Annotated in this window: 23 protein-coding genes and 1 tRNA gene; 10 read left to right on the top strand and 14 right to left on the bottom strand. The window is 66.4% G+C overall.

All coding sequences use genetic code 11. From position 1 onward, the window contains the following. The first annotated feature begins 258 nt into the window (after positions 1 to 258). The 4 genes from FHT98_RS10910 to FHT98_RS10895 all read left to right on the top strand — a co-directional run bounded on the left by FHT98_RS10910 (position 259) and on the right by FHT98_RS10895 (position 4,893). Positions 259 to 819 carry a glyoxalase superfamily protein gene (locus FHT98_RS10910; RefSeq protein ID WP_142114031.1) on the top strand — a complete coding sequence of 187 codons (561 nt, stop codon included), beginning with the start codon at positions 259 to 261 and terminating at the stop codon, positions 817 to 819. A 572-nt stretch (positions 820 to 1,391) separates the two neighbouring features. Then, positions 1,392 to 2,537 carry a type III PLP-dependent enzyme gene (locus FHT98_RS10905; protein WP_142114030.1) on the top strand — a complete coding sequence of 382 codons (1,146 nt, stop codon included), beginning with the start codon at positions 1,392 to 1,394 and terminating at the stop codon, positions 2,535 to 2,537. 229 nt (positions 2,538 to 2,766) lie between these two features. Beyond that, positions 2,767 to 3,303 carry a GNAT family N-acetyltransferase gene (locus tag FHT98_RS10900; protein ID WP_142114029.1) on the top strand — a complete coding sequence of 179 codons (537 nt, stop codon included), beginning with the start codon at positions 2,767 to 2,769 and terminating at the stop codon, positions 3,301 to 3,303. Positions 3,304 to 3,456: 153 nt separating this feature from the next. After that, complete coding sequence (locus tag FHT98_RS10895; RefSeq protein WP_142114028.1) at positions 3,457 to 4,893, top strand: homospermidine synthase; 1,437 nt, start codon at positions 3,457 to 3,459, stop codon at positions 4,891 to 4,893. Between the two features lie 47 nt (positions 4,894 to 4,940). On the opposite strand, the gene FHT98_RS10890 is transcribed toward FHT98_RS10895, so the two are convergent. From FHT98_RS10890 to FHT98_RS10875, 4 genes are all read right to left on the bottom strand, one after another. Then, the gene (locus FHT98_RS10890; protein ID WP_142114027.1) at positions 4,941 to 6,338 is read right to left on the bottom strand and encodes an MFS transporter; all 1,398 of its coding nucleotides are present in this window, start codon (positions 6,336 to 6,338) and stop codon (positions 4,941 to 4,943) included. After that, complete coding sequence (locus tag FHT98_RS10885; protein ID WP_142114026.1) at positions 6,335 to 7,006, bottom strand: LON peptidase substrate-binding domain-containing protein; 672 nt, start codon at positions 7,004 to 7,006, stop codon at positions 6,335 to 6,337. The genes FHT98_RS10890 and FHT98_RS10885 overlap by 4 nt, the downstream gene beginning before the upstream one ends. 23 nt (positions 7,007 to 7,029) lie before the next feature. Next, positions 7,030 to 7,929 carry a thioredoxin gene (gene trxA, locus FHT98_RS10880; protein ID WP_142114025.1) on the bottom strand — a complete coding sequence of 300 codons (900 nt, stop codon included), beginning with the start codon at positions 7,927 to 7,929 and terminating at the stop codon, positions 7,030 to 7,032. Between the two features lie 81 nt (positions 7,930 to 8,010). Beyond that, positions 8,011 to 8,535: a prolyl-tRNA synthetase associated domain-containing protein gene (locus tag FHT98_RS10875; RefSeq protein WP_142114024.1), complete on the bottom strand. Its 525-nt coding sequence runs from the start codon at positions 8,533 to 8,535 to the stop codon at positions 8,011 to 8,013. Positions 8,536 to 8,759: 224 nt separating this feature from the next. Here FHT98_RS10875 and FHT98_RS10870 point away from each other — a divergent pair. Continuing rightward, a tRNA-Gly gene (locus tag FHT98_RS10870) sits at positions 8,760 to 8,834 on the top strand. 157 nt (positions 8,835 to 8,991) lie between these two features. On the opposite strand, the gene FHT98_RS10865 is transcribed toward FHT98_RS10870, so the two are convergent. Further along, complete coding sequence (locus FHT98_RS10865) at positions 8,992 to 10,221, bottom strand: MFS transporter (protein WP_142114023.1); 1,230 nt, start codon at positions 10,219 to 10,221, stop codon at positions 8,992 to 8,994. A 373-nt stretch (positions 10,222 to 10,594) separates the two neighbouring features. Here FHT98_RS10865 and FHT98_RS10860 point away from each other — a divergent pair, with 373 nt between their 5' ends. Continuing rightward, complete coding sequence (locus tag FHT98_RS10860) at positions 10,595 to 11,308, top strand: orotate phosphoribosyltransferase (protein ID WP_061965910.1); 714 nt, start codon at positions 10,595 to 10,597, stop codon at positions 11,306 to 11,308. 3 nt (positions 11,309 to 11,311) lie between these two features. Continuing rightward, positions 11,312 to 11,950 (top strand): TIGR00725 family protein, encoded by a 639-nt coding sequence (locus FHT98_RS10855; RefSeq protein WP_210244359.1) that lies wholly within the window; start codon positions 11,312 to 11,314, stop codon positions 11,948 to 11,950. A 12-nt stretch (positions 11,951 to 11,962) separates the two neighbouring features. Here the strand turns inward: FHT98_RS10855 and FHT98_RS10850 are convergent, their stop codons facing one another. Beyond that, positions 11,963 to 12,475 carry a MarR family winged helix-turn-helix transcriptional regulator gene (locus FHT98_RS10850; RefSeq protein WP_142114022.1) on the bottom strand — a complete coding sequence of 171 codons (513 nt, stop codon included), beginning with the start codon at positions 12,473 to 12,475 and terminating at the stop codon, positions 11,963 to 11,965. A 246-nt stretch (positions 12,476 to 12,721) separates the two neighbouring features. Between FHT98_RS10850 and FHT98_RS10845 the strand changes: the two genes are divergently transcribed. Continuing rightward, positions 12,722 to 13,402, top strand: a complete 681-nt coding sequence (locus tag FHT98_RS10845; RefSeq protein WP_185745127.1) for an alpha/beta fold hydrolase — start codon at positions 12,722 to 12,724, stop codon at positions 13,400 to 13,402. 1 nt (position 13,403) lies between these two features. On the opposite strand, the gene hemH is transcribed toward FHT98_RS10845, so the two are convergent. Beyond that, on the bottom strand, positions 13,404 to 14,468 hold the full coding sequence (gene hemH, locus FHT98_RS10840) for a ferrochelatase (protein ID WP_142114020.1): 1,065 nt from the start codon (positions 14,466 to 14,468) through the stop codon (positions 13,404 to 13,406). A 183-nt stretch (positions 14,469 to 14,651) separates the two neighbouring features. Here hemH and FHT98_RS10835 point away from each other — a divergent pair, with 183 nt between their 5' ends. Both FHT98_RS10835 and ung read left to right on the top strand, forming a co-directional pair. Continuing rightward, positions 14,652 to 16,172, top strand: a complete 1,521-nt coding sequence (locus FHT98_RS10835; protein ID WP_142114019.1) for a bifunctional metallophosphatase/5'-nucleotidase — start codon at positions 14,652 to 14,654, stop codon at positions 16,170 to 16,172. Next, positions 16,169 to 16,867, top strand: coding sequence for a uracil-DNA glycosylase (ung, locus tag FHT98_RS10830; protein WP_142114018.1), 699 nt, complete (start codon positions 16,169 to 16,171; stop codon positions 16,865 to 16,867). Before FHT98_RS10835 ends, ung begins: the two co-directional genes overlap by 4 nt. A gap of 9 nt (positions 16,868 to 16,876) precedes the next feature. Here ung and FHT98_RS10825 read toward each other — a convergent pair whose 3' ends face one another. From FHT98_RS10825 to FHT98_RS10795, 7 genes are all read right to left on the bottom strand, one after another. Then, positions 16,877 to 18,109 carry a phenylacetate--CoA ligase family protein gene (locus FHT98_RS10825; protein WP_142114017.1) on the bottom strand — a complete coding sequence of 411 codons (1,233 nt, stop codon included), beginning with the start codon at positions 18,107 to 18,109 and terminating at the stop codon, positions 16,877 to 16,879. 41 nt (positions 18,110 to 18,150) lie between these two features. Next, positions 18,151 to 18,996 carry an ABC transporter ATP-binding protein gene (locus FHT98_RS10820; protein WP_091861600.1) on the bottom strand — a complete coding sequence of 282 codons (846 nt, stop codon included), beginning with the start codon at positions 18,994 to 18,996 and terminating at the stop codon, positions 18,151 to 18,153. 70 nt (positions 18,997 to 19,066) lie between these two features. Then, positions 19,067 to 20,395, bottom strand: coding sequence for an ABC transporter substrate-binding protein (locus FHT98_RS10815; protein ID WP_142114016.1), 1,329 nt, complete (start codon positions 20,393 to 20,395; stop codon positions 19,067 to 19,069). 102 nt (positions 20,396 to 20,497) lie between these two features. After that, entirely contained in the window at positions 20,498 to 21,577 is a 1,080-nt protein-coding gene (locus tag FHT98_RS10810) for a branched-chain amino acid ABC transporter permease (protein WP_142114015.1), read from the bottom strand. A 13-nt stretch (positions 21,578 to 21,590) separates the two neighbouring features. Further along, a complete protein-coding gene (locus tag FHT98_RS10805) occupies positions 21,591 to 22,505 on the bottom strand; it encodes a branched-chain amino acid ABC transporter permease (RefSeq protein WP_061966074.1) in 915 nt (304 codons plus the stop codon). 172 nt (positions 22,506 to 22,677) lie between these two features. Then, positions 22,678 to 23,493 carry an ABC transporter ATP-binding protein gene (locus FHT98_RS10800; RefSeq protein WP_061965930.1) on the bottom strand — a complete coding sequence of 272 codons (816 nt, stop codon included), beginning with the start codon at positions 23,491 to 23,493 and terminating at the stop codon, positions 22,678 to 22,680. Then, a complete protein-coding gene (locus tag FHT98_RS10795) occupies positions 23,490 to 25,475 on the bottom strand; it encodes an AMP-dependent synthetase/ligase (protein WP_142114014.1) in 1,986 nt (661 codons plus the stop codon). Before FHT98_RS10795 ends, FHT98_RS10800 begins: the two co-directional genes overlap by 4 nt. Between the last annotated feature and the right edge of the window lie 179 nt (positions 25,476 to 25,654).

Genomic DNA, 25,654 nt, shown 5'->3' with positions numbered 1-25,654 from the left:
CTCGCGCGGCTCGCGAAACATCTGCGGCAGCCGAGACTTAAGGCCATCAAATGGGGCCGGTCTAGGGCATCCGCCATTGACAGGAGATGAACATCCCGCAACCTTTGCGGCCGGCCGGATGCGGCCAGCCGCTCGCGCCCCGAAAGGGCAAGGTGAACGCATCCAGATGAGGCCCATCCTGATCCCGATCGACTCGTGGACGGATATCGGCAAGGCGAGCCCCGATCACGACCGTCCGCAGCGAAAAGGATCACGACGATGCGTAGCTTTCGCGATGCGAAGCTGATGGCCAGGAGCCTGCGCGACACCATGGCCGCCCGGCAGGTGCCGCTTTCCCACGCCGAGACCCTCGAGATCGTGGCGCGCCAGTTCGGCTATGACGACTGGAACGTGCTCGCGGCGAAGATTGGCGAGGGCGCGCCCGCGGCGCCGCCAGAGAAGCCGGCGGAGGCGGTTCGCCTCCAGATGGGGATTCCGATCCTCCGGATCTTCGACGAGGCCAAGGCGAAGGAGTTCTATCTCGGCTTCCTTGGCTTCGCGATGGACTGGGACCATCGCTTCGGGCCGAACATGCCGCTCTATATGCAGGTGTCGCGCTCCGGCCTGCAGCTCCATCTCTCCGAGCATCATGGCGATGCCAGCCCGGGCTCGACCGTCTTCGTCTGGATGGAGGGCGTCGATGCCTATCGCGCCGAGCTGATCGGGAAGCGCTACACCTATTCCAAGCCCGGTATCCAGGAGGAGGGACCGGGCGGCCGGACGCTCGAAGTGCCCGACCCGTTCGGCAACAGAGTCCGCTTCTGCGAGAAGCGCGACTAACTCATAGCCGGCGAAGGGCTTTTTCCGGTTAACCCGTCCCCGAACGGACGCGGATCGGCCTTGCAAAAAAATGCGGCTCCGGGCGCATAAAACACTTGTGGTCGGGGGCGAGCGTCCGTATATCGCGTTCACCCAATTCGCACGTGCCTGTGGCCGCGTGCTGGTCGGTGGGCATCCGGACAAGAGGCCGGACAGCCGCCAGGGGTTGGAGGACGGATGGAGGGGATGGACATCCCTCAAATCACGCCTCCCAGTCTCCGCAAGGAGATTGTTCCCCGACACAGACCGGCAGCCGGAGGCAAAACCGGCGAACCCCGAATCTCCACGGGGGACGCAGCTTAAAGCAACGACGGAGCGGGCTTTTTTGGTCTCGCCGGCTTTCCACAGGCCGGCACCGAAGAGGCTTGTCCTTCATTGCCGGCCGTGCGGGGTCTTCCCCAATCGAACGGTGTTTCGGGTCCGGACGGCTCGTCCGTTGTAGCAGGCGTCTCCACAGCGCCGCGCGACAGCGACGATTCACTCCGGCGATACATCGCATCGACGCCGCTTGCGTCGTAGGGGAGTCGCGTCTCATGACCGACCGCATCCGTGAGTTTCTTCGTACCCGACGTGAGGACGGGCCCTGCGTCGTCATCGACACCGATGTCGTGCGCGAGAACTATCATGCCTTCGCCCGTGCGCTGCCCGACACCCGCGTCTTCTACGCGGTGAAGGCCAACCCGGCGCCGGAGGTGCTCGCGCTGCTGGCCCGTCTCGGCTCCTGCTTCGACTGCGCTTCGGTCGTCGAGATCGAGCTCGCGCTCGCCGCCGGCGCCACGGCTGACCGCATCTCCTTCGGCAACACCATCAAGAAGGAGCGCGACGTCGTGCGCGCCATGGAGCTCGGCGTGCGCCTGTTCGCCGTCGACTGCACGGCCGAGGTCGAGAAGGTCGCCCGTTCCGCCGAGAAGACCGGCACCAAGGGCGCGCGCATCTTCTGCCGCATCCTCTGCGACGGTGCCGGCGCCGACTGGCCGCTCTCGCGCAAGTTCGGCTGCGTGCCCGAAATGGCCGCGGACGTGCTCGAGCACGGCCATCGCATGGGCCTCCTGGCCTATGGCATTTCGTTCCATGTCGGCTCGCAGCAGGCGAACGTGAACGCCTGGGATTCGGCCCTGGCCTCGGCCTCGGCGATCTTCAAGGAATGCGCCACCCGCGGCATCGGCCTGTCGATGGTCAATCTCGGCGGCGGTTTCCCGGCGCGTTACCTGAAGCCGATTCCGGGCGTGCCGTCCTATGGCGATGCGATCTTCCGGGCGCTGTCGAAGCATTTCGGCAACCAGCTGCCCGAGACGATCATCGAGCCGGGCCGCGGCATGGTCGGCGAAGCCGGCCTGATCGAGGCCGAGGTCGTGCTGATCTCGAAGAAGGCCGAGTCGGATGAAGTCCGCTGGGTCTATCTCGATATCGGCAAGTTCAACGGTCTCGCCGAGACCATGGACGAGGCGATCCGCTACCCCATCCGCACCGTGCGCGATGGCGATGCGACCGTCCCGTGCGTGCTCGCCGGCCCGACCTGCGACTCGGTCGACGTCATGTACGAGAAGACCCCGTACATGCTGCCCTTCTCGCTGGAGATCGGCGACAAGGTGCTGATCGAGGGCACGGGCGCCTATACGACGACCTATTCGGCGGTCGCCTTCAACGGCTTCCCGCCGCTGAAGCAGTACGTCATCTGACGTCGGAGGGAACGCGAGTTCCCTCCTGATCCAATCGGGTCCGGCGAAGCGCCCTGCCGCAAGGCAGGCTGTCCGACGCTAAGTCGGGTGGAGCGTTCGTATCTCCAGAACGGAGGTATGGGCGTGGCTCCCGCCGGACCCCTCTTCCCCACATCGTTCCATTGTGGCCGCGCGCGAGCGTGGCGCCGGGTAGGCCCATGAGGATGGGCGCTCCGGCCGGAGGTGCGTCATGATCACGATCCGCGACGAGGTCGCCAACGACATTCCCGCCCGCGAGGCGCTGCTCGACCGTTGCCTGGGCGAGCGCCGCACCGCCAAGTCGAGCGAGCGCCTGCGCGAGGGCCGCCTGCCGGCGCAGGGCCTGGCCCTGACGGCCGAGCGTGCCGGCGAACTGCTCGCGACGGTCCGCCTTTGGCATGTGGAAGCCAATGGCGTGCCGGCGCTGCTGCTCGGCCCGCTCGCGGTCAAGCCGGAGCTGCAGGGTGAGGGGCTCGGCAAGGCGATGATGCGCGAGGCGCTCTGGCGGGCGGCCTGCCGTGGGCATGGCGCCGTCATCCTCGTCGGCGATGCGCCCTACTACGCCCGCTTCGGCTTCGATCCGGCGCTGACGCGCGATCTCGCCATGCCTGGCCCGGTCGAGCGCGAGCGTTTTCTCGCGATCGAACTGCGCGAGGGCGCACTTGATCACGCGCGCGGCGTGCTAGTCGCCACCGGCGTTGCCATCCCCGCAGCCTTCGAAGCGGACGAGGTGGCGCGGGCCGCCTGACCCTTCCGACCCATCGTCATCGCGCCGTCATCGCCCGGCGCTTTCCATGCGTTTCACCCGCATGGGAGGCGTCCCCGGCGATTGACGGCGCGATTTTGCGCCCATACGACCCTTTTGAGCTTTTTTACCCCCAGAACCCAGGAGTTACAGAGAATGACGAATTGGCCCGTCTACGGCGAGATCACCGGCCCGATCGTGATGATCGGTTTCGGCTCGATCGGCCGCGGTACGCTGCCGCTGCTCGAACGGCACTTCAAGTTCGACAAGAGCCGCTTCGTCGTCATTGCTCCCGATGATTCCAATCGCCACCTCCTCGACGAGCGCGGCATCCGCTTCATCCAGGAAGCCGTCACCATCGAGAACTACAAGACGATGCTGGAGCCGCTGCTGACCGCCGGCGGCGGACAGGGTTTTTGCGTCAATCTCTCCTGCGACACCGGCTCGCGCGACATCATGGAGTTCTGCTCCAGTCTCGGCGCGCTTTATATCGACACGGTCAACGAGCCTTGGCTCGGCTTCTATTTCGACGAGAGCAAGGGCCCGGCCGAGCGCTCGAACTATGCGCTGCGCGAGATGACGCTCGCTGCCAAGCGGGCGCGCCCGACCGGCACGCCGACGGCCGTCTCCTGCTGCGGCGCCAATCCCGGCATGGTCTCCTCGCTGGTGAAGCGGGCGCTGACCAACCTCGCCGCCGATATGCGTCTCAACGCGACGCAGCCGAACACCCGCGAGGAATGGGCGGCGCTGATGCAGCGCGTCGGCGTCAAGGGCATCCATATCGCCGAGCGCGACACGCAGCGTTCGAAGAACCCCAAGCCGCCGGGCGTCTTCGTCAACACCTGGTCGGTCGAAGGCTTCATCGCGGAAGCCGTGCAGCCGGCCGAACTCGGCTGGGGCACCCATGAGAAGTGGATGCCGGCGAACGCCCATGGCCACGAGACCGGCTCGCAGGCGGCGATCTACCTGATGCAGGCTGGCGCCGAGACCAAGGTCCGGAGCTGGTGCCCGACGCCGGGCGCGCAGTACGGCTTCCTCGTGACGCATAACGAGTCGATCTCGATCGCGGACTATTTCACAGTGCGCGACGAGGCCGGCAAGGCCGTCTTCCGGCCGACCTGCCACTACGCCTATCATCCGGCGAACGATGCCGTGCTCTCGCTGCACGAGATGTTCGGCAATGCCGGCCGCCCGCAGGAGGAGCACCATATCCTCGAGGAGAAGGAGGTCGTCGACGGCATCGACGAGCTCGGCGTGCTGCTCTACGGCCACGAGAAGGGCGCCTACTGGTTCGGCTCGCAGCTCTCGACCGAGGAGGCGCGCTCGCTCGCGCCCTACCAGACCGCGACCGGCCTGCAGGTGACCTCCTCGGTGCTCGCCGGCATGGTCTGGGCGCTGGAGAATCCGCGTGCGGGGATCGTCGAGGTCGAGGAGCTCGATTTCAATCGCTGCCTCGAGATTCAGCGGCCCTATCTCGGGCCGGTGAAGGGCTACTACACCGACTGGACACCGCTCGATGGCCGTCCAGGGCTGTTCCCGGAGGATATCGACACCAGCGATCCCTGGCAGTTCCGGAACATCCTGGTTCGGTGACAGGCGCCATTTGAAGGGTGTCATCCCGTGCGCTGTGGGATGACACCCTATGACTTGCGGACGACCTTCACGCCCGCCAGCAGCGCTGCGCCCGCCAGAAAGAACACGATCAGCACGGCCAATCCCGCCCGCTGACTGGCGAAGATCGTCGTCGCGAGCGCGACCAGCGTCGGCCCCATGAAGGATGTGACCTTTCCCGAGAGGGCGAAGAGCCCGAAGAACTCGCCGATGCGCCCCTCGGGCGCGAGCCGCGCCATCAGGCTGCGCGAGGCTGCCTGCATCGGCCCGGCGACGAGGCCGATCAGCAGGCCGAGGCCGAGATAGACCCGCTCCGGCAGCGAGGCGAACAGGCCGTCGTCGGCCACTGGCGGCGCAGCCGGAATCACGAACAGGATATGGTCGGCACTCAGCGAGAGGATGCCGATACAGGCGAAGAGCAGGCAGGCGATCGAACCAAGCACGACCGGCTTGCCGCCGATCGCATCGTCGAGCTTGCCGCCGAGCCAGGCTCCGAGCGTGCCGGTGACGGTGAGCAGGATGCCGAAGATGCCGAGCTCGATCGTCTGCCAGCCGAAGACGCCGGCCGCATAGATGCCGCCGAAGGCGAAGAGCGCGACCAGCGCGTCCTGGTAGATCATGTTGGCGAGCAGGAAACGGCCGAGCGAAGGCAGTTTCGGCAATTCGGCGAGCGTATCTCTGAGCCGGCCGACGCCGCCCTTGGCGGCCTCTGAGAGGCTCAGACCCGTCTTGCTGGAATCCGGCGTGAGCAGGAACATCGGCGTGACGAAGACGATGAACCAAAGCGCGGTGAGCGGGCCGGAGAAGCGATCGCCCTCGCGGGCGGCGGCATCGAGCCCGAGGATCGGCGCGATGCCGATGAGCGTCTTGCCGGTCTGCGGATCGGCGGCGAGCAGGCCGAGCGTGATCGCGAGCGAGAGCAGCCCGCCGAGATAGCCGATCGCCCAGCCGGTGCCCGAAAGCCAGCCGAGGCGCTCCGGGGGCACCAGCCGCGTCATCATCGCATTGTTGAAGGTGGTGGCGAATTCGGCCCCCACAGTCGCGATGACGAAGCCGGCGAGCGCGATCGGCACCGCGGTCGGTGCCCCCGGCACGGCGAACCAGAGCATTCCCGCGCCGATGACCAGGAGCGCGCCGAAGGCAGCGATCCAGGGTTTGCGCGGCCCGGTCCGGTCCGCGATGCCGCCGAGCAGGGGCGAGAGCAGGGCGATGCACAGCCCGGCGAAGCCCGTCGCATAGCCCCAGAGCGCCTGGCCGTCGGCGGCGTCCCTGGCCAGCGCCGAGGCGAAGAAGGGCGCGAAGACGAAGGTGGTGATCAGCGTGAAGAAGGGCTGCGCCGACCAGTCAAAGAACAGCCAGGCGGTGACCGCGCGGCGCGGCGGCCAGACGGTGGGCGGTGCTTCGGCAGGCGGCGTCGCTGGCGTCACTGCAGGGTCGTGTCCGGATCGCCGCCGCCGCGGGCGAGCTCGATCTCGGTGATCGCGACCAGCACCTCGGCGCGGTCCTTCAGCGTCTGCGCCTCCAGCAAGGCCTGCTTCTCGCGCGGCCCGAACGGGCACATCATCGAGAGCGCGTTGACCAGGGCCTCGTTGGGCGCCTCGTTGACGCCCTTCCAGTCGATCTTGAGGTCGTTGGCCTTGGCGAAGTCCCTGAGCGCCTTGAGCAGGCCCTTGCGGTCCACCTCCTCCTCGCCCGAGCGGGCGACGAAATCGGAGGCGAAGGCGTCATAGCCGACGCGGCCCTGGCGATAGGGCGTGGTGACCGACAATTCGTCGAGCAGCCGGAAGCGGCTGATGCCGGTCAGGGTGATGATGTAGCGGCCGTCGCCGGTCTCGGAGAACTGAGTGATGCGGCCGAGGCAGCCGACCTTCAGCAGCGGCGGGATCTCGGGCTGCCGCCCGGTTTCCGGCTCGGGCTGGATGATGCCGATGACGCGCTCGCCCCTCAGCGCATCGTCGATCATGGCGAGGTAGCGCGGCTCGAAGATGTTGAGCGGCATCTGGCCGCGCGGCAGGAGCAGGGCGCCACCCAGGGGAAAAAGCGGGATCGCCGTCGGGCAATCCTTGGCTCCCTCATAGACGGCGTTCATGCCCATGCGCGCCTTGTCCTTATCGCCGGTCAGGAGAACAGCAGGGTCGAAAGCTTGCGGCGCCCGGTGACGCTCGCCTCGTCCATCGGGCCCCAGGCCTCGAAGAACTGAAGGAGCTGCTTGCGCGCGCCGTCATCGTTCCACTTCCTGTCGGCCCTGATGATGGCGACGAGATGGTCGACCGCCTCCTCCCGCTTGTCACGGGCGCTGAGCGCCAGCGCGAGATCGAAGCGAGCCTGGTGATCTTTCGGGTTGGCCGCAACCTTCGCTTCGAGCTCGGCGATGTCGCCGAGCGAGGCGGCCTGTTCGGCGAGCTCGATCGCGGCGCGCACGGCCGTGATCGCCGGATCGGCCGCCTTGTCCTGCGGCGCCGTGCCGAGGATGCCCTTGGCGCCCTCGATATCGCCGCTGTCGAGATGCAGCCGCGCCAGTCCTGCGATGGCGGCGAGGTTGTCGGGCTCGATCTCGAGCACGCCGGCATAGAGCTCACTCGCACCGGCGGGGTCGCCGGCCGCGATGGCGGCCACGGCGGCCTCGATCAGCTCGGCGGTCTCGCCCGGACCCATCGGGCCGACCAGGCGCTCGATGAAGACCTTGATCTGGCTCTCGGGCTGGGCGCCCATGAAGCCGTCGATGGGCTGGCCCTGTTTGAAGGCGATGACGGCGGGAATCGACTGGATGCCGAGCTGGCCGGGGATCTGCGGGTGCTCGTCGATATTCATCTTGACGAGCTTGACCTTGCCGCCGGCGGCCTTGACCACCTTCTCGATGACGGGCGTGAGCTGCTTGCAAGGCCCGCACCAGGGCGCCCAGAAATCGATCAGAACCGGCTGGTTCATCGATTCGGCGATGACGTCCTCGCGGAAGCCCTGGGTCGTGGTGTCCTTGATCAGGCCGGGTTGCCCGGCCGCCTCGCCATTGACCAGCATGGGTCGTCCTTCGTGATGTTTCGTAGAGGCGCAGGCGTGCCGATGCGGCCGTCCGCGCGGTTGCCTCATAGATGGGGTGCTTCAGCCGTTCTGTCCATCAGGCGGGACGGGCAAATCGACGATCAGCGGCTCGTGGCCCGTGCTCCGGAAGAAGGCCAGCAGATCGTCCTTGCTGACCCGCAGCGTCGCCGTGTTGATCAGCGGATGGAAATTGACGTCCTCGCCGGTCGTCAGAACGGCGTCCAGCACCATGGTCACCTCGCCCGCGCGATCATTGATCACGGCGAAGGCGGTGACGGAGCCCGGCGTGACGCCGAGCTTCTCCATCAGGAGCTCGGCCGAGCCGAAGGAGAGCCGCCCACTGGCGCCGATCCGCTCGTGCAGGCGCTTGAGGTCGATGCGCGCATGCGCTTCGGCCGAGACGAGGAAGATCCGCCCCTTCTTGTCCTTGAGGAACAGGTTCTTGGTGTGATGACCGGTCATCGCGTCGCGATGCGGCGCGGTCTCGGCGACGGTGAACACAGCCGGGTGGTCCGTGCGGTGGAAGGCAATGCCTTTCTCGGTGAGATAGGCGCAGAGCTGGTCGGGCGTGACGGGCGCGGTCATGGCTGGGCGATCGGCAGGGTTCGGGATAAAAGCGTAAGGCTTGCCGGGGTGGCTGGCACGGCTCCTGGATGCCTAGCCTTGCAGGGCGCCGGCAGCAAGGCGGGAGGGGATAATCCCGGATTTCGGGGAAGGCGGCAAAAAAACTTTCGCCGGGTGCTTGCGCTTCGCGGCGCTTTGGGGCAATAACCCGGCCGCGCCGCCAACACGGCGCGACTGTCTCGGATGCGGGTGTAGCTCAGGGGTAGAGCACAACCTTGCCAAGGTTGGGGTCGAGGGTTCGAATCCCTTCGCCCGCTCCAGACAATCTCAAGGCTTGAGAAGCATGCAAGCGTCGGATCTTCCGGCGCTTTTTGCTTTTTGGGCTGTAATTCTTCGATTTGCCGGAAACCGCAAGGCTTCAAACGCAAGAGGGCGCCGTCTGGCGCCCTCTGCAGGTGTTTTCGAAGCTCTACGCGTTCACGTCAACTCGGCGCCGCGCTTCTCGGGGATGAGGAGCCACATGGCGAGGAGGTCGAGGATGTAGAGGGCGGCGAGCAGCGCGATGGCGGTCTGGAAGCCGTAAGCCGCCGCGATGGCGCCGACCACGACCGGGCCGAAGCCGCCGACGCCGCGGCCGATGTTGAACAGCACGTTCTGGGCGGTGGCGCGGGCCGCCGTCGGGAAGAGCTCGCTGATCAGTGCGCCATAACCGCCGAGCATGCCGTTGACGAAGAAGCCCATCACCGCGCCGGCGACCAGCAATTGCATCGGATCGGTCAACCGCGAATAGACCACGACCATCACGGCGGCGCCGATCATGTAGCCGAAGAAGGCGGGGCGCCGGCCGATGCGGTCGGCGATATGGCCGAAGGCGAAGATGCCGAGCGCCATGCCGCCGATGGTCACCGCGGTCCACACCGCCGACTGGGTGAGCGCGAAGCCGAACCGGGTGGCGAGATAGTTCGGCAGCCAGATCATCACGCCGTAATAGCCGAAGTTCTGGACCGAGCAGAGGATGACCATGCCGAGGCTGAGCTTGGTGGTTTCGCGGTCCTTGACCAAGAGGCGCAGGGCCGATTCCTTCGGCCGGTCCTTGGAGCGGGCGACGAAGACCTCGGGCTCGTGCAGGGAGTGGCGGATGAAATAGGCCGCGACCGCCGGCAGGATGCCGATCGCGAACATGCCGCGCCAGCCGATCGTGGGCAGCAGGATCGGGGTGGCGATGGCTGCGGCGAGCACGCCGACCTGCCAGCCGAGGCCGACATAGGAGGAGGCGCGCGCCCGCTTCGAGGCCGGCCAGGCCTCGGCGACCAGCGCCATGCCGATGCCGAACTCGCCGCCGAGCCCGAGGCCGGCGATGGTGCGGTAGATCAGCAGGTCCCAGTAGCCCTGCGCCAAGGCGCACATGCCGGTGAAGACGGCGAAGAGGACGATCGTCCAGGTCAGCACCCGGACCCGGCCGATGCGGTCCGACAGCATGCCGAAGCCGATGCCGCCGAGCACGGCGCCGACCAGCGTCGCGGTGACCAGCGAGGCGGCCTGGGCCTGGCTGAGCTGGAGGTCGGCCGAGATCGCCCGCAGCATGAAGCCCAGGATCAGCAGGTCGAACCCGTCCATCGCATAGCCGATCGCCGCACCCCACAAGGCCTTCCGCGCCTTGCCGTCCACTTCCGTTGGTGCGGCGGCTGCCGCTTGAAGATCGCTCATGATGAAAGCCCCTTGTCTGCTCCGGCCAAGCCCAGCGGAGCGGCGATGCGGCATGGCGTCGCCCATATTCAGATCGTTTGGCATCTCATGCGGCCTGGGTCGGCGCAATGAGCGTCCGCGTCCCAGCCTGTGGATGTCGTGGGAAACCCTGTCATGAGCGTTTTTCGGGAACGCCGGGGTCATCCTGCGGTCCGGCTGGCGGCTGGAGGGTGATGCAGCGGAACAGGGTTGCAGATCGCGGTGAAAATCGCCGGTTAGAGGGATTGACCTGCCGGGCCGAGGCGATCAGAAGAGACCGTTTGCCAATTCGACCAGCCCTTGCGCCCTTGCCGTTCCCGGCGAGCGGCGTCGCTCAGCCCGGAGAGACCGCGCCATGTCCCACCTGTTCACCCCCACCGACAGGACCGTGATCGCGCGCGAAGCGGCCAAGATGCTGCTCGAAATCAAGGCTGTGCACTTCTACAGCGACAAGCCCTTCTTCTTCACCTCGGGGTGGGCCAGCCCGGTCTATATCGACTGCCGCAAGATCATCTCCTATCCGCGCCTGCGCTCGACGCTGATCGATTTCGCGGCGACGACGATCGTGCGCGATATCGGCTACGAGTCGCTCGACATCATCGCCGGCGGCGAAACCGCGGGCATTCCCTTCGCCGCCTGGATTTCCGATCGGCTGTCGCTGCCGATGCAGTATGTTCGCAAGAAGCCGAAGGGCTTCGGGCGCAATGCCCAGATCGAGGGCTCGGTCGTCGAGGGCGCGCGCACCCTGCTGGTCGAGGATCTCGCCACCGACGGCCGCAGCAAGGTCAATTTCGCCGAGGCGCTGCGCAATGCCGGCGCCGACGTGCAGCACTGCTTCGTGCTGTTCTACTACGACATCTTCCCGAAGAGCCGCGAGCTGATGGCCGAGATCGGCGTCAACCTGCACTATCTCACCACCTGGTGGGACGTGCTGGCCGTGGCCAAGGAGAGCGGTCATTTCGAGCCGAAGATCCTGGCCGAGGTCGAGAGCTTCCTGAACGACCCGGCGAGCTGGTCTGCCAAGCATGGCGGCATCTCCGCTTTCGGCGAGGAGAAGAAGCCGGCCTGAGCCGTGGCTCACGAGCTGCAACTGCGCCTCGATCGCGAGAACGGGCAATTGCTCGACGGGCGCGGCCGGATCTTCGATCCGGCGACCCGGCGTTGGAGCGAGGCGACGGCAACGGCGGGGCGGGGAGAACCCGTCTCTCTGGCCGGCGCCGTGCATTGGCTCCAGCGCGACAGCGGGATGCCGCTGCGGACGCCCGTCGCGGTGATCGGGACGCGCACGCCGACCGCTGCGCAGGAAGCCGCCGCCTTTGCGATGGGGCGACGGCTTGCGGAGCGTGGCGTCACCGTTTTGTGCGGCGGCCGTGCCGGGGTGATGGAAGAGGTCTGCCGCGGTGTGGCGGAAGCCGGCGGCCTGTCGATCGGCCTTCTGCCGGATGACGAGCCGGAGGCGGCCAATCCCTACGTCACCGTCCCGCTCGCGACCGGCATCGGCGTCGCCCGCAACGCGCTGATCGCTCGGGCCGCCTGCTGCCTCGTCGCGATCGGCGGCGGCTACGGCACCTTGTCCGAGATCGCTTTCGCCTTGCAGTTCAAGCGCCCGGTCTTCCTGCTGGAAGGCGCTCCCGCGGTGGATGGTGCGCAGGCCTGCACTGATGCGGACGCCGCGCTCGACGCGGTGGCGGGAGTGATCCTGGCGCTCTGAGCGCGCCGGATTTTACGGCTTTTCGGGGCGGCTCGTTGCCGCGCCGCCACGCGCTTCGAGCGCCTTGCCGACGCGGCGCATCGCCTCGCCGGCGGCATTGCATTCCTCGTCACTCAAGACCTGCATCATCGCCTCGATCTCGGCGACATGGACCGCCATCGCCTTGCGGGTCAGCGCTTCTCCGGCAGGCGTGAGCCAGAGGCGGCGCAGGCGCCGATCGGTCTCGTCATTGCGGCGCTCGATCAGGCCACGCTTCTCCAGCACGGGCAGCAGCATGCTCATCGCGCTGCGCCCGACCAGGAGCTTCTCGGCAAGCGCCTGCTGGGAGAGGCCGGGGACATGGAAGATATTGGCGAGCACGTCGTAATGCGCGAGCTGGATGTCGAGCGGCGCCAGGGCCTCGGTGAAGACCTTCTCCCAGAGGCTGTGCGCGCGGGCGACGGCGATCCAATTCCGGAAACGCGGCAATTCCCAGGGCAGGACCTGCGCTTCAGGCGAAGCAGAAGGGGCTTGTATTTTGTTCATGACTGAACATAATGGTTCAGCGCTGAACAAGATCGGGTCTTCGCCATGACCACTGCCACCCTTCGCTACATGCGCCCGCTGGTCCGGGCCGCGAGCTTCATAGCTCCGCGCACAGCCGGCCGGCTGGCTTTCCGCCTCTTCTGTACCCCGCCGAGGCCGTCGACGCGAAACGGAAACGGCACGATGGGGCAGCCGCCGCGGCTGCGGCAAGCGAGCTTGCGCGCGATACCGTTTCCGTGCGGGAGCGTGCAGGCCTATGTCTTCGAGCCTGAGGAGCGGGCGCCGATCCGGACGGTGCTGCTGGTCCATGGCTGGACCGGCGATGCGGCCTCGATGACGGGCTTCGTCGAGCCGCTCCTGACGGCGGGTTTCCGAGTGGTCGCCTTCGACCTGCCCGGCCATGGCGCCTCGACGGGGCGGGAGCTCAATATTCCGCTCGGCGTCGCGAGCCTTGCGGCGGTCGCGCGGGTGTTCGGGCCATTCCACGCGATCGTCACCCATTCCTTCGGCGGCGCGATCACGCTGGCCGCACTGGCGGGCTCGGTCAGGGGACAGCCGGTGGTCAGCGCGGATCGGCTCGTGCTGATCTCGGCGCCGTCCTCGATCACCCGGATCACCCGGCAATTCGGCCATGCGATCGGTCTCGGCCGGCGCGGGCAGGCGGCGCTGGAGCGGCGCATCCACATTGTCGCCGGCAATCCGGTCGAGGCTTTCGAAGGGCCGCTCCAGCTCAAGGCGATCGGGTTGCAGACGCTGGTGATCCATGATCGGCAGGATCGCGAACTGGGCTTCGCGCATGCCGAGGCGTTGGAGCAGGCCGGCCCGTTCGTCCGGCTGGAAGCGACCGACGGGCTCGGCCATCGCCGCATCCTGAAGGCGCGGCCGGTGGCCGAGAGCGTGGCGCGCTTCGTTGCAGGCGAGGGCTAGCTCAGAGCCAGCCCATCAATTCGCGCTGGACGACTTCGGCGATGGTGTCGATGCCTTCGGGAGAATCGTTGAGGCAAGGCAGATAGGCGAATTTCTCGCCGCCATTGTGCAGGAAGATCTCGCGGTTCTCGCCGTCGAGTTCTTCCAGCGTCTCCAGGCAATCGGCCGAGAAGCCCGGCGCGACGATCGCCATCGATTTCCTGCCGGCCTGGGCCAGCGCCTTCACCGTCTCGTCGGTATAGGGCTGGAGCCACTCGTCCGGCCCGAATCGCGACTGGAAGGTCAGCGGGAACTGCTCTTCGGTGAGCCCAAGCTCGGCGCGCAGCAGGCGCCAGGTCTTCACGCACTGGCAGTAATAGGGGTCGCCCTTCAGCAGGTATTCCTTGGGCATGCCGTGGAAGGAGCAGAGGATGACCTCCGGCGCGAAATCGAGCTTCGCCAGCGAGGCACGCATCGAGCGGGCGAGCGCGCCGATATAGACGGGGTCGTCGTGATAGGGCGGGGCGACGCGCACCGAAGGCTGCCAGCGCATCTGCATCAGCGCGCGAAAAGCCTGGTCGCAGGCGGTCGCCGAAGTCGGCGCGGCATATTGCGGATAGAGCGGCACCAGCAGGATGCGATCGCAGCCCTGATCGAGCAGTGCCTTCAGGCGGCTCTGCACATCGGGAAAGCCGTAGCGCATGGCCCAGTCGAAGACGACGCGCTCTCCGGCCAACGGCTTCAAACGCTCAGCGAGCTGTTCGGTCTGCGAGCGGGTGATGGTCTTGAGCGGGCCCTCGTCACGCTCCTTGTTCCAGATCGAGGCGTAGTCCTTGCCCTTCCGGCCCGGCCGCGTCGACAGGATGATCAGGTTGAGGATCGGCCACCATTTCCAGCGGGGCTCCTCGATGACGCGGCGGTCGGAGAGGAACTCCTTGAGATAGGCGCGCATCGGCCAATAGCCGGTGCCCTCGGGCGTGCCGAGATTCATCAAGAGCACGCCGATGCGGCCGTACTGTACCTTCGGATGGTCGGGTGGCAGGGAAGCGGCCTCGCGGGCCGGCACTGCGGCGATGTCAGCGGTCATGAACGCGTGCACTCCTTGGCGTCGTGATTTAGACGAGTTCGCGCTTTCGTCCAGCCTTGAAGCTCCTCGAATGGCAGGGGTGCGACACTGCTTCCCGCCGTCGGGCGGCCCGAAACCCCTCTGGTCAGCGCCTCGCTCCTCTTGCTAGTCTGGAGCGGTTCTCAGGACATAGGGGCGCTTGCCATGACGAAGCTCACCCGCCGCAAGGCTCTCGGTGTCCTGGCGGCGCCAGTGACGCTCGCTGCGACCGCGCCCGTGGCGATGGCCCAGCAGCCAGCACCGAGCTTCACGCTGCTGCTGCTCAACGACATCTACAAGATGAGCGACGACAAGGGCCGCGGCGGTTTCGCGCGCGCGGCCGGCATCGCCAAGGCCGAGCGCGCCAAGGGCGTGCCGGTGCTGTTCTGCCATGCCGGCGACTGCTACTCGCCCTCGCTGATGTCGGGCTTCGACCAGGGCGCCCATATCGTTGCGATGCAGAACAAGATGGGCATCGACGTCTTCGTGCCCGGCAACCACGAATTCGATTTCGGCAAGGAGAACTATCTCAAGCTGACGGCGGCGCAGAGCTACCCGACCTTCGCTGCGAACCTGCGCGATGCTGCCGGCAGCATCCTGCCGCATCACAGGGATTCGCAGATCTTCGAGCTCGGCGGCATCAAGGTCGGCGTCATCGGCGCCGCCTTCGACCCGACCCCGCAGGTTTCCTTCCCCGGCGACCTGAAATTCTCCTCGACCATGGAGGCGCTGCGCCGCGAGGCCAAGGTTTTGAAGGGCGAGGGCGCCGATATTCTCGTCGCCGTCGTCCATGCCGACCGGAAGACGGATTACGAGATCGTGCGCTCGCGCGTGGTCGATATCGTGCTCACCGGCCACGACCACGATCTCGCCATCGCCTATGACGGCAAGGTGGTGATGGTCGAGTCGAACGAGGAGGGCAATTACGTCACAGCGATCGACATCGCCGTCAGCGTCAAGGGCGAGGGGGCGGCGCGGCAGGTCTCGTGGACGCCGACCTTCCGTGTCAATGATTCCCGTGCCGCGACGCCGGACGCGGATGTCGCCGCCATCATCAAGGGCTATGAGGGCGAGCTGTCCAAGGAGCTCGACGTCGACATCGCGACGCTGGCCGCGCCGCTCGATTCCCGCACCGGCGTCATCCGCACGCAGGAGACCGCGATCGGCAACCTGATCGCCGATGCGATCCGCTCCGCGACCGGAGCCCAGCTCGCCATTACCAATGCCGGCGGCATCCGCGCCAACAAGCAATACGCGGCCGGGCAGAAGCTGACGCGCCGTGACGTGCTGAGCGAACTGCCCTTCGGCAATGCGACCGTGATGGTCGAGATCACCGGCAAGGACGTGAAGGACGCGATCGAGAACGGATTGCGCGATGCGCCGCAGGGCGCCGGGCGCTTCCCGGTGGTGTCCGGCCTGACATTCGAGGCCGATCTCAAGCAGCCGCAGGGTTCGCGCGTGGGTGCCGTCACTGTCGACGGCAAGCCGATCGATCCGGCTGGCAAATACACCGTCGCCTCCAATAACTTCATGCTGGAGGGCGGCGACGGCTACACGGCGCTGAGCCGCGGCAGGACGCTGATCGGCCTCACCGACGGCAAGCTGATGGCCAATGAGGTGATGGTCTATGTCCGCAAGCTCGGCACGGTCGATGCCAGGGTCGAAGGCCGGGCGGTCCTGAAGTGAAATGTGCTGAAGCGCTCGCAGCCTTCCTGGCGAGCGGGAATTCGGCCGGCTGGCGCGAGCTGCCGGTCTTCGCTGCCGATGGGGCTGCCGCTCGTGCCTGCGCGGCGGTCGATGCCGAGCGGGCGGCCGGGCATGTGGTGGCCCCGGTGCCGGAGCGGGTCTTTGCCGCGCTGGCGCTGACGCCGCTCGATGCGGTCCGGGCCGTCATCCTGGGCCAAGACCCCTATCCGACGCCGGGCCATGCCAATGGGCTCGCCTTTTCCTATGTCGGCCCGCCGCCGCTGCCGCGCTCGCTCGTCAATATCTACAAGGAGCGAGCTGAAGACCTAGGAGAGCCCACACCCGCGGACGGCGACCTGACGCGCTGGGCGAAGCAGGGCGTCTTGCTGCTCAACACGGCGCTGACGGTGCGGGAAGGCGCGAGCAAGGCCGGTTCGCATCTCTCGCTCGGCTGGGGAGCGGTGACCGATGCGGTGATCGCGGCGGTCTCGCGCCAGCGGTCGCATGTCGTCTTTCTGCTCTGGGGCAATCCAGCGCAGACGAAGCGGCCCCTGATCGACGAGAGCCGGCATCTGGTCATCGCCAGCGCGCATCCCTCGCCGCTGTCGGCGCGGCGAGGGTTCTTCGGCTCGAAGCCGTTCAGCCGAGCGAATGCGTGGCTGGGCGAGCAGGGGGAGAAGCCGATCGCGTGGTGACGCGCGGCGTCACCCCACGGGGCGTTCGTCGGCGATGACCTTGCCGTCGTTCGGCAGCGCGCCGAGCGGGAGGATTTCGACCGCACCCTTCAGCTTCGTCACTTGCTGCAAGGTCGAGGACACCGCGTCGATCAGGCCGGCGGCCTCGGCGTAGATCTCGGCCTTCAGCGTCATCGTGTCGGTCTCGTTGGCACGGCCGACGACGAGGCGGAGTTTTGCGATCTCGGCATGGCGCCTGGCGATCTCGGCGACCTGCTCGGGCCGCACGAACATGCCCTTGATCTTGGCAGTCTGGTCGGCGCGGCCCATCCAGCCCCTGATCCGGGTGTTGCTGCGACCGCAGGCGCTCGCGCCCGGCAGGATGGCGGTGAGGTCGCCGACCGCGAGCCTGATCTGGGGATGATGCGGGTCTAGATTGGTGATCACGACCTCGCCGACCTCGCCCTCGGGAACGGGGTCGCCGGTGCCAGGCCGGACGATCTCGACGATCAGGTTCTCATTCAGCACCATGCCTTCGCGAGCCGCCGTCTCATAGGCGATGACGCCGACATCGGCGGTGGCATAGAGCTGGTAGGCATCGATGCCGCGCTCCCTGACCCAGGCCTGCAGCGAGGGCGGGAAGGCGGCGCCGGAGACCACCGCGCGCTTGATCGAGGAGATGTCGACGCCGCGCGTCTCGGCCGCCTCGATCAGGATCTTCAGGAAGTCGGGCGTGCCGGCATAGGCGCTCGGGCGGTAGGCGGAGATCACCTCCATCTGCTGCTCGGTATTGCCGGGACCTGCCGGGATCACGGTGCAGCCCACCGCGCGTGCGGCGGAATCCATGATGAAGCCGCCAGGCGTCAGGTGATAGCTCAGCGTGTTCAATACGATATCGCCCGGCCGGAAGCCGGCGGCGTAGAGGCCGCGTGCGGCGCCCCAGGCGTCGGTAGCGGTGCCTTCAGGCTCGAAGATCGGACCGGGAGACGTAAAGAGCCGACCGAAGGAGTTAGCTGCCTCCGAGACGAAGCCGCCGAAGGGCAGGGCCGCCTTCTGAAGGGCCGGGAGTTCCGCCTTGCGCAGGATGGGCAGGCCGGTCAGTGCCTTGCGGTCAGTGATTGCATCGGGGTCGATGCCGGCGAGCCGTTCGGCATAGGCCGGCGCTTTCAGGGCTGCTGCCAGCACCGCCGGCAGCCTTGCGAAGAGGTCGGCCTCGCGCGCGGCAGGCGAACGGGTTTCGAGCGCGTCGTGGTGCTCTGTCATGGCGGGGTCTCGTCTGTCGGGTGCGGTGCCGGATCGTGCGTTCACGACAGCCAGCGCTTGCGGCGCTTGTAGCTTTTCACTTCGCGAAAGGACTTCTTGTTGCCCTCGGCGACGCCGAGATAGAATTCCTTCACGTCCTCATTCTCGCGCAGCATCTTGGCCTCGCCGTCCATGACGACGCGGCCGGTCTCCATGATGTAGCCATAGGTGGCGTAACGCAGCGCCATATTGGTGTTCTGCTCGGCGACGAGGAAGGAGACACCCTCGTCGGCGTTGAGCCCCCGGACGATCTCGAAGATCTCCTCGACGATCTGCGGGGCGAGGCCCATCGAGGGCTCGTCGAGCAGGATCATCTTGGGGTTCGACATCATCGCCCGGCCGATGGCGCACATCTGCTGCTCGCCGCCGGAGGTGTAGCCGGCTTGCGATGAGCGACGCTGTTTCAGGCGCGGAAACAGGGTGTAGATCTTCTCGAGGTCGCGCTTGATCGCGGCATTGCCGTCGCGGCGGGTGAAGGCGCCGGTCAGCAGGTTTTCCTCGATCGAGAGATGGCCGAAGCAGTGCCGGCCTTCCATGACCTGAATGCAGCCGCGCCGGACCAGCTCGTTCGGGGACATCTTGTCGACACGCTCGCCGTCGAAGACGATCGAGCCCTTGGTGACCTCGCCGCGCTCGGCCTTGAGCAGGTTGGAGATCGCCTTCAGCGTCGTGGTCTTGCCGGCGCCGTTGGCACCGAGGATCGCGACGATGCCCTGGCGCGGCACGGTGAGCGAGACGCCCTTCAGCACCAGCACGACATGGTCGTAGATGACCTCGATATTGTTGAGCGACAGGATGGTGTCGCTCGCGGTCGCGGCGGCCTGCTTTTCGAGGGTGGCGGTCGACATCGGCCTCTCCCGGACAATCGGTATCGATGGGGTGCCGGCGGCGGGGGAGCCGCCGCCGGCTGCCGTCAGATCAGGACGACTTTTCGCAGGGCTCGGTGCGCTTCGGCCAATTGCCGGCCTTCTCGATATAGTCCTTGGCGTTGGCCTCGATCAGCGGCCGGACCTCGTCCTTCAGAGGCTCGACCCAGTCGCCCTTCTTGGTCCACTTGGTGCCGTCCCATTCCGAGACGAACATCTTGCTGTGGCCGGAATGGTCGGTGCAGGAGATCGTGGTCGGCGTGACGAAGCCGCCAAGCCCGATCTCCTTGAGGCGCGCCTCGGTGAGATTGAGGGATTCCAGGCCGCGGCGCATGTCCTCGGCGGTGATCACCTTCTTGCCGGTCAGCTTCTGCGCGTTGCGCACGGCCTCGACGACGAGCATCGCGTTGTAGACGCCGCGGTTGTAGAGCGCTTCGCCGACCTTCTCCTTCGGCGTCGTGCTCTTGCCCTTGTCGACCACGTATTTGAGGATGTCCTGCATGGCGGGCGCCTCGGTGCCGGCGAGCGTCCAACTCAGCGACTTGTAGCCCTTGGCCTGCTCGCCGCCGGCGCGGGCGTCGTCATCGCCACCGGCCCACCAGACGCCGACCAGCTTGTTCATCGGGAAGTTGTTCTTGGCCGCTTCCTTGACCGCGGTCGGGTTCATCGCACCCCAGCCCTGGTTGTAGAGGAAGTCCGGCCGGTCGCGGCGGATCGAGAGCCAGAGCGAGCCCTGGTTCTGCATGTCGGCGGCGGCCACCGGATAGAGCTTGAGCTCGAAGCCGTATTTCTTGGCGAGGTTCTCGAGGACCGGGATCGGCTCCTTGCCGAAGGGCGCGTCGAGATGGATCAGGCCGAGCTTCTTGCCCTTGAGCTTGTCCATGCCGCCGAGCTCGGCCGCCATGTGCTTCACCATGACGGAGGCGCCGTCCCAATAGGTGAAGGGCGGGATGAAGACCCACGGGAAATTCGTGCCGTCGGCCGAGGAGGACAGGCCGTAGGCCATCGACAGGATCGGGATCTTGTCGACATGAGCGCGCGGGATCGCGGCCAGCGTCGCGCCGGTCGACCAGGGCGAGTAGACGATGGTGTTCTTCGACTTGGCCTGCTCGTAGCACTCGATCGACTTCTTGGTGTCGTAGCCGGTCTCGCATTCCTCATAGATGACCTTGACGCCGTTCACGCCGCCGTCGCGCTCGTTGATCATCGTGATGTAGTCGCGCATGCCGTCGCCGATCGGGATGCCCGAGCCCGAGAACGGGCCGGTGCGATAGGCGTTGTTGGCGAAATAGACGCTGTCCTGCGCCAGGGCCGGGGCGAGCGCACCGGCGGCGAACAGGGCCCCGAGGGCTGCACCCTTCAACAGATTGCTGGTCTTCATGGACTTCCTCCGTTCGTTTCCTCCGGGCCGGTTCCAGCCGGTCCCGTCTTGTTTTCGCCGGCGCTTCTGTCGTGCCGGTCGTTTCTTGGGCTCTCTCCCGCGTCAGTACGGGAAGGGCCACGTCCGCAATTTCTGCTTCCCGATCTGCCAGAGCCTGGCGAGGCCGTGCGGCTCGACGATCAGGAAGATGATGATCAGTGCGCCGACCAGCATGAAGGTGACATGTTCGGCCGCCGCACCCTGGATCGGGATGCCGAGCGCCGGCAGGCCGAATTTCAGCGCCGTCGGCAGGATCGAGAGGAAGGCCGCGCCGAAGAAGGAGCCGATCAGCGAGCCCAGCCCTCCGATGATGACCATGAACAGGATGTTGAAGGAGAGGCGGATCGAGAACACGTCCGCAGCCTCGCCGCCGCCGTACCAGAGGAAGATCATCATCGCGCCGGCGACGCCGCAGAAATAGGAGGAGACGGCGAAGGCGGCGAGCTTGGCATTGAGCAGCTTGATACCCATCAGCTCGGCGGCGATATCCATGTCGCGCACCGCCATCCAGGAGCGGCCGAGCTTGCCGTGGACGATGTTGGAGGCGAACCAGGTCAGCACCACGACGAGGCCGAGGCAGACGAAATAGCGGGTCTCCGGGGTCGCGGACGCACCCGTCAGGGGGATGTCGAAGAGCGTGCGCTGCGGCACCTCGATCGCGCCCGAGGCGTTGTAGTTGAACAGCCAGGGCACGCGCACGAAAGCCCATTGCAGGAAGAACTGCGCGGCGAGCGTCGCGACTGCCAGGTAGAAGCCCTTGATGCGCAGCGAGGGCAGGCCGAAAAGCACGCCGATGCCGGCCGAGAACAGGCCCGAGACCAGGATCAGCACGATGATGTTCACGCCCGGGAAGATCGTGGTGAGCTTGTAGCAGCTATAGGCGCCGACACCCATGAAGGCGGCGGTGCCGAGCGAGATCAGCCCGGTATAGCCGGTGAGGATGTTGAGCCCGACCGCCGCCAGCGAGAAGATCAGGAACGGGATCATCACCGAGGCGATGAAGAAGTCGCTGCCCAGGAAGGGGATGGCGACCAGCGCGATGCCTAAGATGACGGCGATGCCGATCCGGTCTTCCCTGAGGGGGAAGACCGCCATGTCGGCGGAATAGGTGGATTTGTATTGGCCGGCCTCGCGGTAGAGCATGTCGTCCGGCTCCTCAGATACGTTCGATGATCTTGTCGCCGAACAGGCCCTGCGGCCGGAACAGCAGGAAGCCGAGGGCGATGAAATAGGCGAGCCAGCTCTCGATGCCGCCGCCGATCAGCGGGCCCCAGTAGAACTCACCGAGCTTCTCGCCGATGCCGATGATCAGGCCGCCGACGATGGCGCCGGGGATCGAGGTGAAGCCGCCGAGGATCAGCACCGGCAGGGCCTTGAGCGCCACGATCTCCAGCGCGAAGGACACGTCCGAGCGGGCGCCCCACATGATGCCGGTGATCAGCGCGACGATGCCGGCGGTGAACCAGACGATCACCCAGATCTGGTTGAGCGAGATGCCGACCGAGAGCGCCGCCTTGTGGCTGTCGGCGACGGCTCGGAGCGCGCGGCCGATGCGGGTGTACTGGAAGAAGGCGGCGAGCGCGGCAATCATCAGCGAGGCGATGAGGGCGGCGGCGATATCGATCTTCTGGAGCGAGACCAGCCCACCCAGGATCTGCAGGTCGACCGCGCCTTTCGGCAGGTACAGCTGCTCGGCGATCATCTGCTTGGGATTGCCGCCGAAGAGGGCTTCGCCGAAGCCGATCAGGAAATAGGTGATGCCGAAGGTCGCCATGAACAGGATGATGTCGGGCTGGTTGACCAGCGGGCGCAGCACCACGCGCTCGATGGTGACGGCGAGCGCGAACATCACGCCGAGCGTCAGGATGACCGCGAGGAAGGCCGGTACGCCCTTCTCGTAGAGGCCGACCAGGGTCAGCGCCGCGAACACCACCATGATGCCCTGGGCGAAGTTGAACACGCCCGAGGCCTTGAAGATCAGCACGAAGCCGAGCGCGATGAGCGCATAGAGCACGCCGGAGACGAGCCCCTCCCAGACGGTCTGCACCAGCAGGTCCGGCGCCTGCGCCATCTGCTGGAACGGGTCGACGAAGATCGCATAGAGCGTGTTGGTCGGGTCGAGCCGGACTCCGATCGCGAGCGCCGCTATGACGGCGGCGAAGATCAGGCCGGCCTTGACCAGCGGGTTGGCGAGGAGGTTCGGGGCGGGGCGGGTGGCGATGTCGCTCATGTCTCCACGCTCCTCAATGCGCCACGCCGAGATAGGCGTCGATGACCTTCTGGTTCGCCTTGACCTCGTCAGGCGTGCCGTCGGCGATCTTGCGGCCGTATTCGAGCACGACGACCCGGTCGGAGAGGTCCATCACCACGCCCATGTCGTGCTCGATCAACGCAATGGTGGTGCCGAACTGGTTGTTCACGTCGAGGATGAAGCGGCACATGTCTTCCTTCTCCTCGAGGTTCATGCCGGCCATCGGCTCGTCGAGCAGCAGCAGCTCCGGCTCCATGGCGAGCGCGCGGCCAAGCTCGACGCGCTTCTGCAGGCCGTAGGGCAGCTTGCCGACAGGCAATTTGCGGATGTGCTCGATCTGCAGGAAGTCGATGATGTCCTCGACGACGCGGCGATGCGCGATCTCCTCCTGCATCGCCGGGCCGTGGCGCAGGGCCTGCCAGAAGAAGCCCTTCTTCATCTTGAGCGTGCGGCCGGTCATGATGTTGTCGAGCGTCGACATGCCCTTGAACAGCGCGACGTTCTGGAAGGTGCGGGCGATGCCGCCGGCGGCGGCGCGATGCGGGCGCATCTTGGCGCGGCGCTCGCCCTTGAAGACGATCTGGCCTTCCTGCGGCTGGTAGAAGCCGTTGATGCAGTTCAGCATCGAGGTCTTGCCGGCACCGTTGGGGCCGATGATAGCGCGGATCTCGCCCTTGCGGATGTCGAAGGAGACGTCGGTGATCGCCTTCACGCCGCCGAAGCGCAGCGAGATGTTCTCGACCGAGAGCAGGACCTCGCCCTTGTCGCGGACGGGCACGCCGGTCACGTTGATCGGTTCCGCGTTCATGCCGCCTTCGCCGCGGACGGCGCCCCCTCGACCGTGACGGGATAGATCCTGGCGTCGCGCACCTTGACGCGGGCCGAGATCACGCCCTTGCGGCCATCCTCGAAGGTGACTTCCGTCGAGATGTCGGCGGCGTCCGAGCCGTCATAGAGTGCGGTGACCAGCGGGGCGTAGCGCTCGGCGATGAAGCCGCGGCGAACCTTCTGGGTGCGGGTGAGCTCGCCGTCGTCGGCGTCGAGCTCCTTGTGCAGGATCAGGAAGCGCTTGATCTGGGCGCCGCCCATCATCGGCTCGGAGGCGAGCGAGCGGTTCACCTCGTCGACATGCTTGGCGATCATGTCGTAGACGAGATCGTGGCCGGCGAGCTCCTGATAGGAGGCGTAGACCACATTGTTGCGCTCGGCCCAGTTGCCGACGGCGATGAGGTCGATATTGAGCGCGACGGTGGCATAGTCGCGGCCCTGGCCGAAAGCCACGACCTCCTTGATGTTGGGATAGAACTTGAGCTTGTTCTCGATGTATTTCGGCGGGAAGAGGTCGCCGCTGTTGAGCTTCCCGACATCCTTGGCGCGGTCGATGATCTTGAGGTGGCCGCCGTCGTCGAAGAAGCCGGCATCGCCGGAGCGGACATAGCCGTCGGCGGTCATCGTCTCCGCGGTCTTGTCGGGGTCCTTGTAATAGCCGCCGAAGATCGAGGGCGAGCGGTAGAGCACCTCGCCATTGTCGTCGATGCGGATATCGACCATCGGCGCGGGCTTGCCGACGGTGTCGGCCTTGATCTCGCCGTTGGGCTGCATGGTGATGTAGACCCCGGCCTCGGTCTGGCCGTAGAGCTGCTTCAGGTTGATGCCGATCGAGCGGTAGAAGCGGAAGAGCTCGGGGCCGATCGCCTCGCCGGCGGTGTAGCCGACCTTGATATTGGTCAGGCCGAAGCGGTTGCGCAGGGGTCCGTAGACCAGCATGTCGCCGAGCTTGTAGAGCAGGCGGCCTTTCAGCGGCACGCTCTCGCCGTTCAGGATCTGCTCGCCATAGCGCTTCGCGACGTCGAGGAAATAGTGGAACATCTTCCGCTTGAGCGCGCCGGCATCCTCCATGCGCACCATGGTCACGGTCAGCATGTTCTCGAAGACGCGCGGCGGGGCGAAGGCATAGGTGGTGCCGACCTCGCGGCGGTCGTCGATCACCGTGTCCGGGCTTTCCGGGCAATTGACGCAGAAGCCCGCCAGCATCGCCTGCGCATAGGAAAACACATGGTCGCCGACCCAGGCGATCGGCAGATAGGCTATGACCTCGTCGGTCTCGTTCAGCCCGTCGAAGCCGCAGCCGATCTCGGCGGCGATCAGGACGTTGAAATGGCTGAGCATCACGCCCTTGGGCCGTCCGGTCGTGCCGGAGGTATAGAGGATGATGCCGAGATCGGAGCCTTGCCCCTGTTCCATCTCGCGGGCCAGCGCGGCCTCGATCTGCGGGTCCTTCAGCGCCTTGGCGCCGGCCTCGATCACCGTCTCGATGGCGTGGAGCTTGCTGTGGTCGTAGTCGCGCAGGCCCCGGGGCTCGTCATAGAGCATGTGCCTGAGATGCGGCAGGCGCTCGGTGATCGAGAGCAGCTTGTCGACCTGCTCCTGGTCCTGCACCACGGCGATGACCGCCTCGGCATGGTCGAGGACATAGGCCATCTCCTCGGCCACGCCGTCGGCATAGACAGGCACGGGAATCGCGCCGAGCCACTGCGCCGCGCACATCGACCAGTAGAGCTTCGGCCGGTTCTGGCCGATGATCGCGACCTTCTCGCCGCGCTTCAGGCCGAGCTGCCGCAAGCCCTCGGCGAAATCGCGGACATGGGTCGCGACCTCGGCCCAGTTCCAGGACTGCCAGATGCCCAGGTCCTTGTGGCGGAAGGCGACGCGCGAGGCGCGCTCCCTTGCATTGCGCAACAGCAATTTCGGAAAGGTATCCGCCTCGCCGGCGGTGCCGCTTGCCACGATTGCGTTCTCCCTGTCGAGCCGCCATGCGTCGTGGCGACTTCCGCGGGCCGGTTTCCGGCCTCGTTCTCATGCAAGACTTGCAGGCGGCCATCATCTTCGCAAGGACCCGCTTGACAGACAATTCGCCTTTTGGTGATTATCGTCCCGCCGAAGTTTGCTTCTCACGCAGATGTGTTGCG

The sequence above is a fragment of the Allobosea sp. AK1 genome (genome assembly GCF_006714945.1).
In the GTDB taxonomy this organism is placed as follows: domain Bacteria; phylum Pseudomonadota; class Alphaproteobacteria; order Rhizobiales; family Beijerinckiaceae; genus Allobosea; species Allobosea robiniae.
The sequence above is the reverse complement of the archived record's forward strand: the minus strand, read 5'-3'. Positions and strand labels throughout refer to the sequence as shown.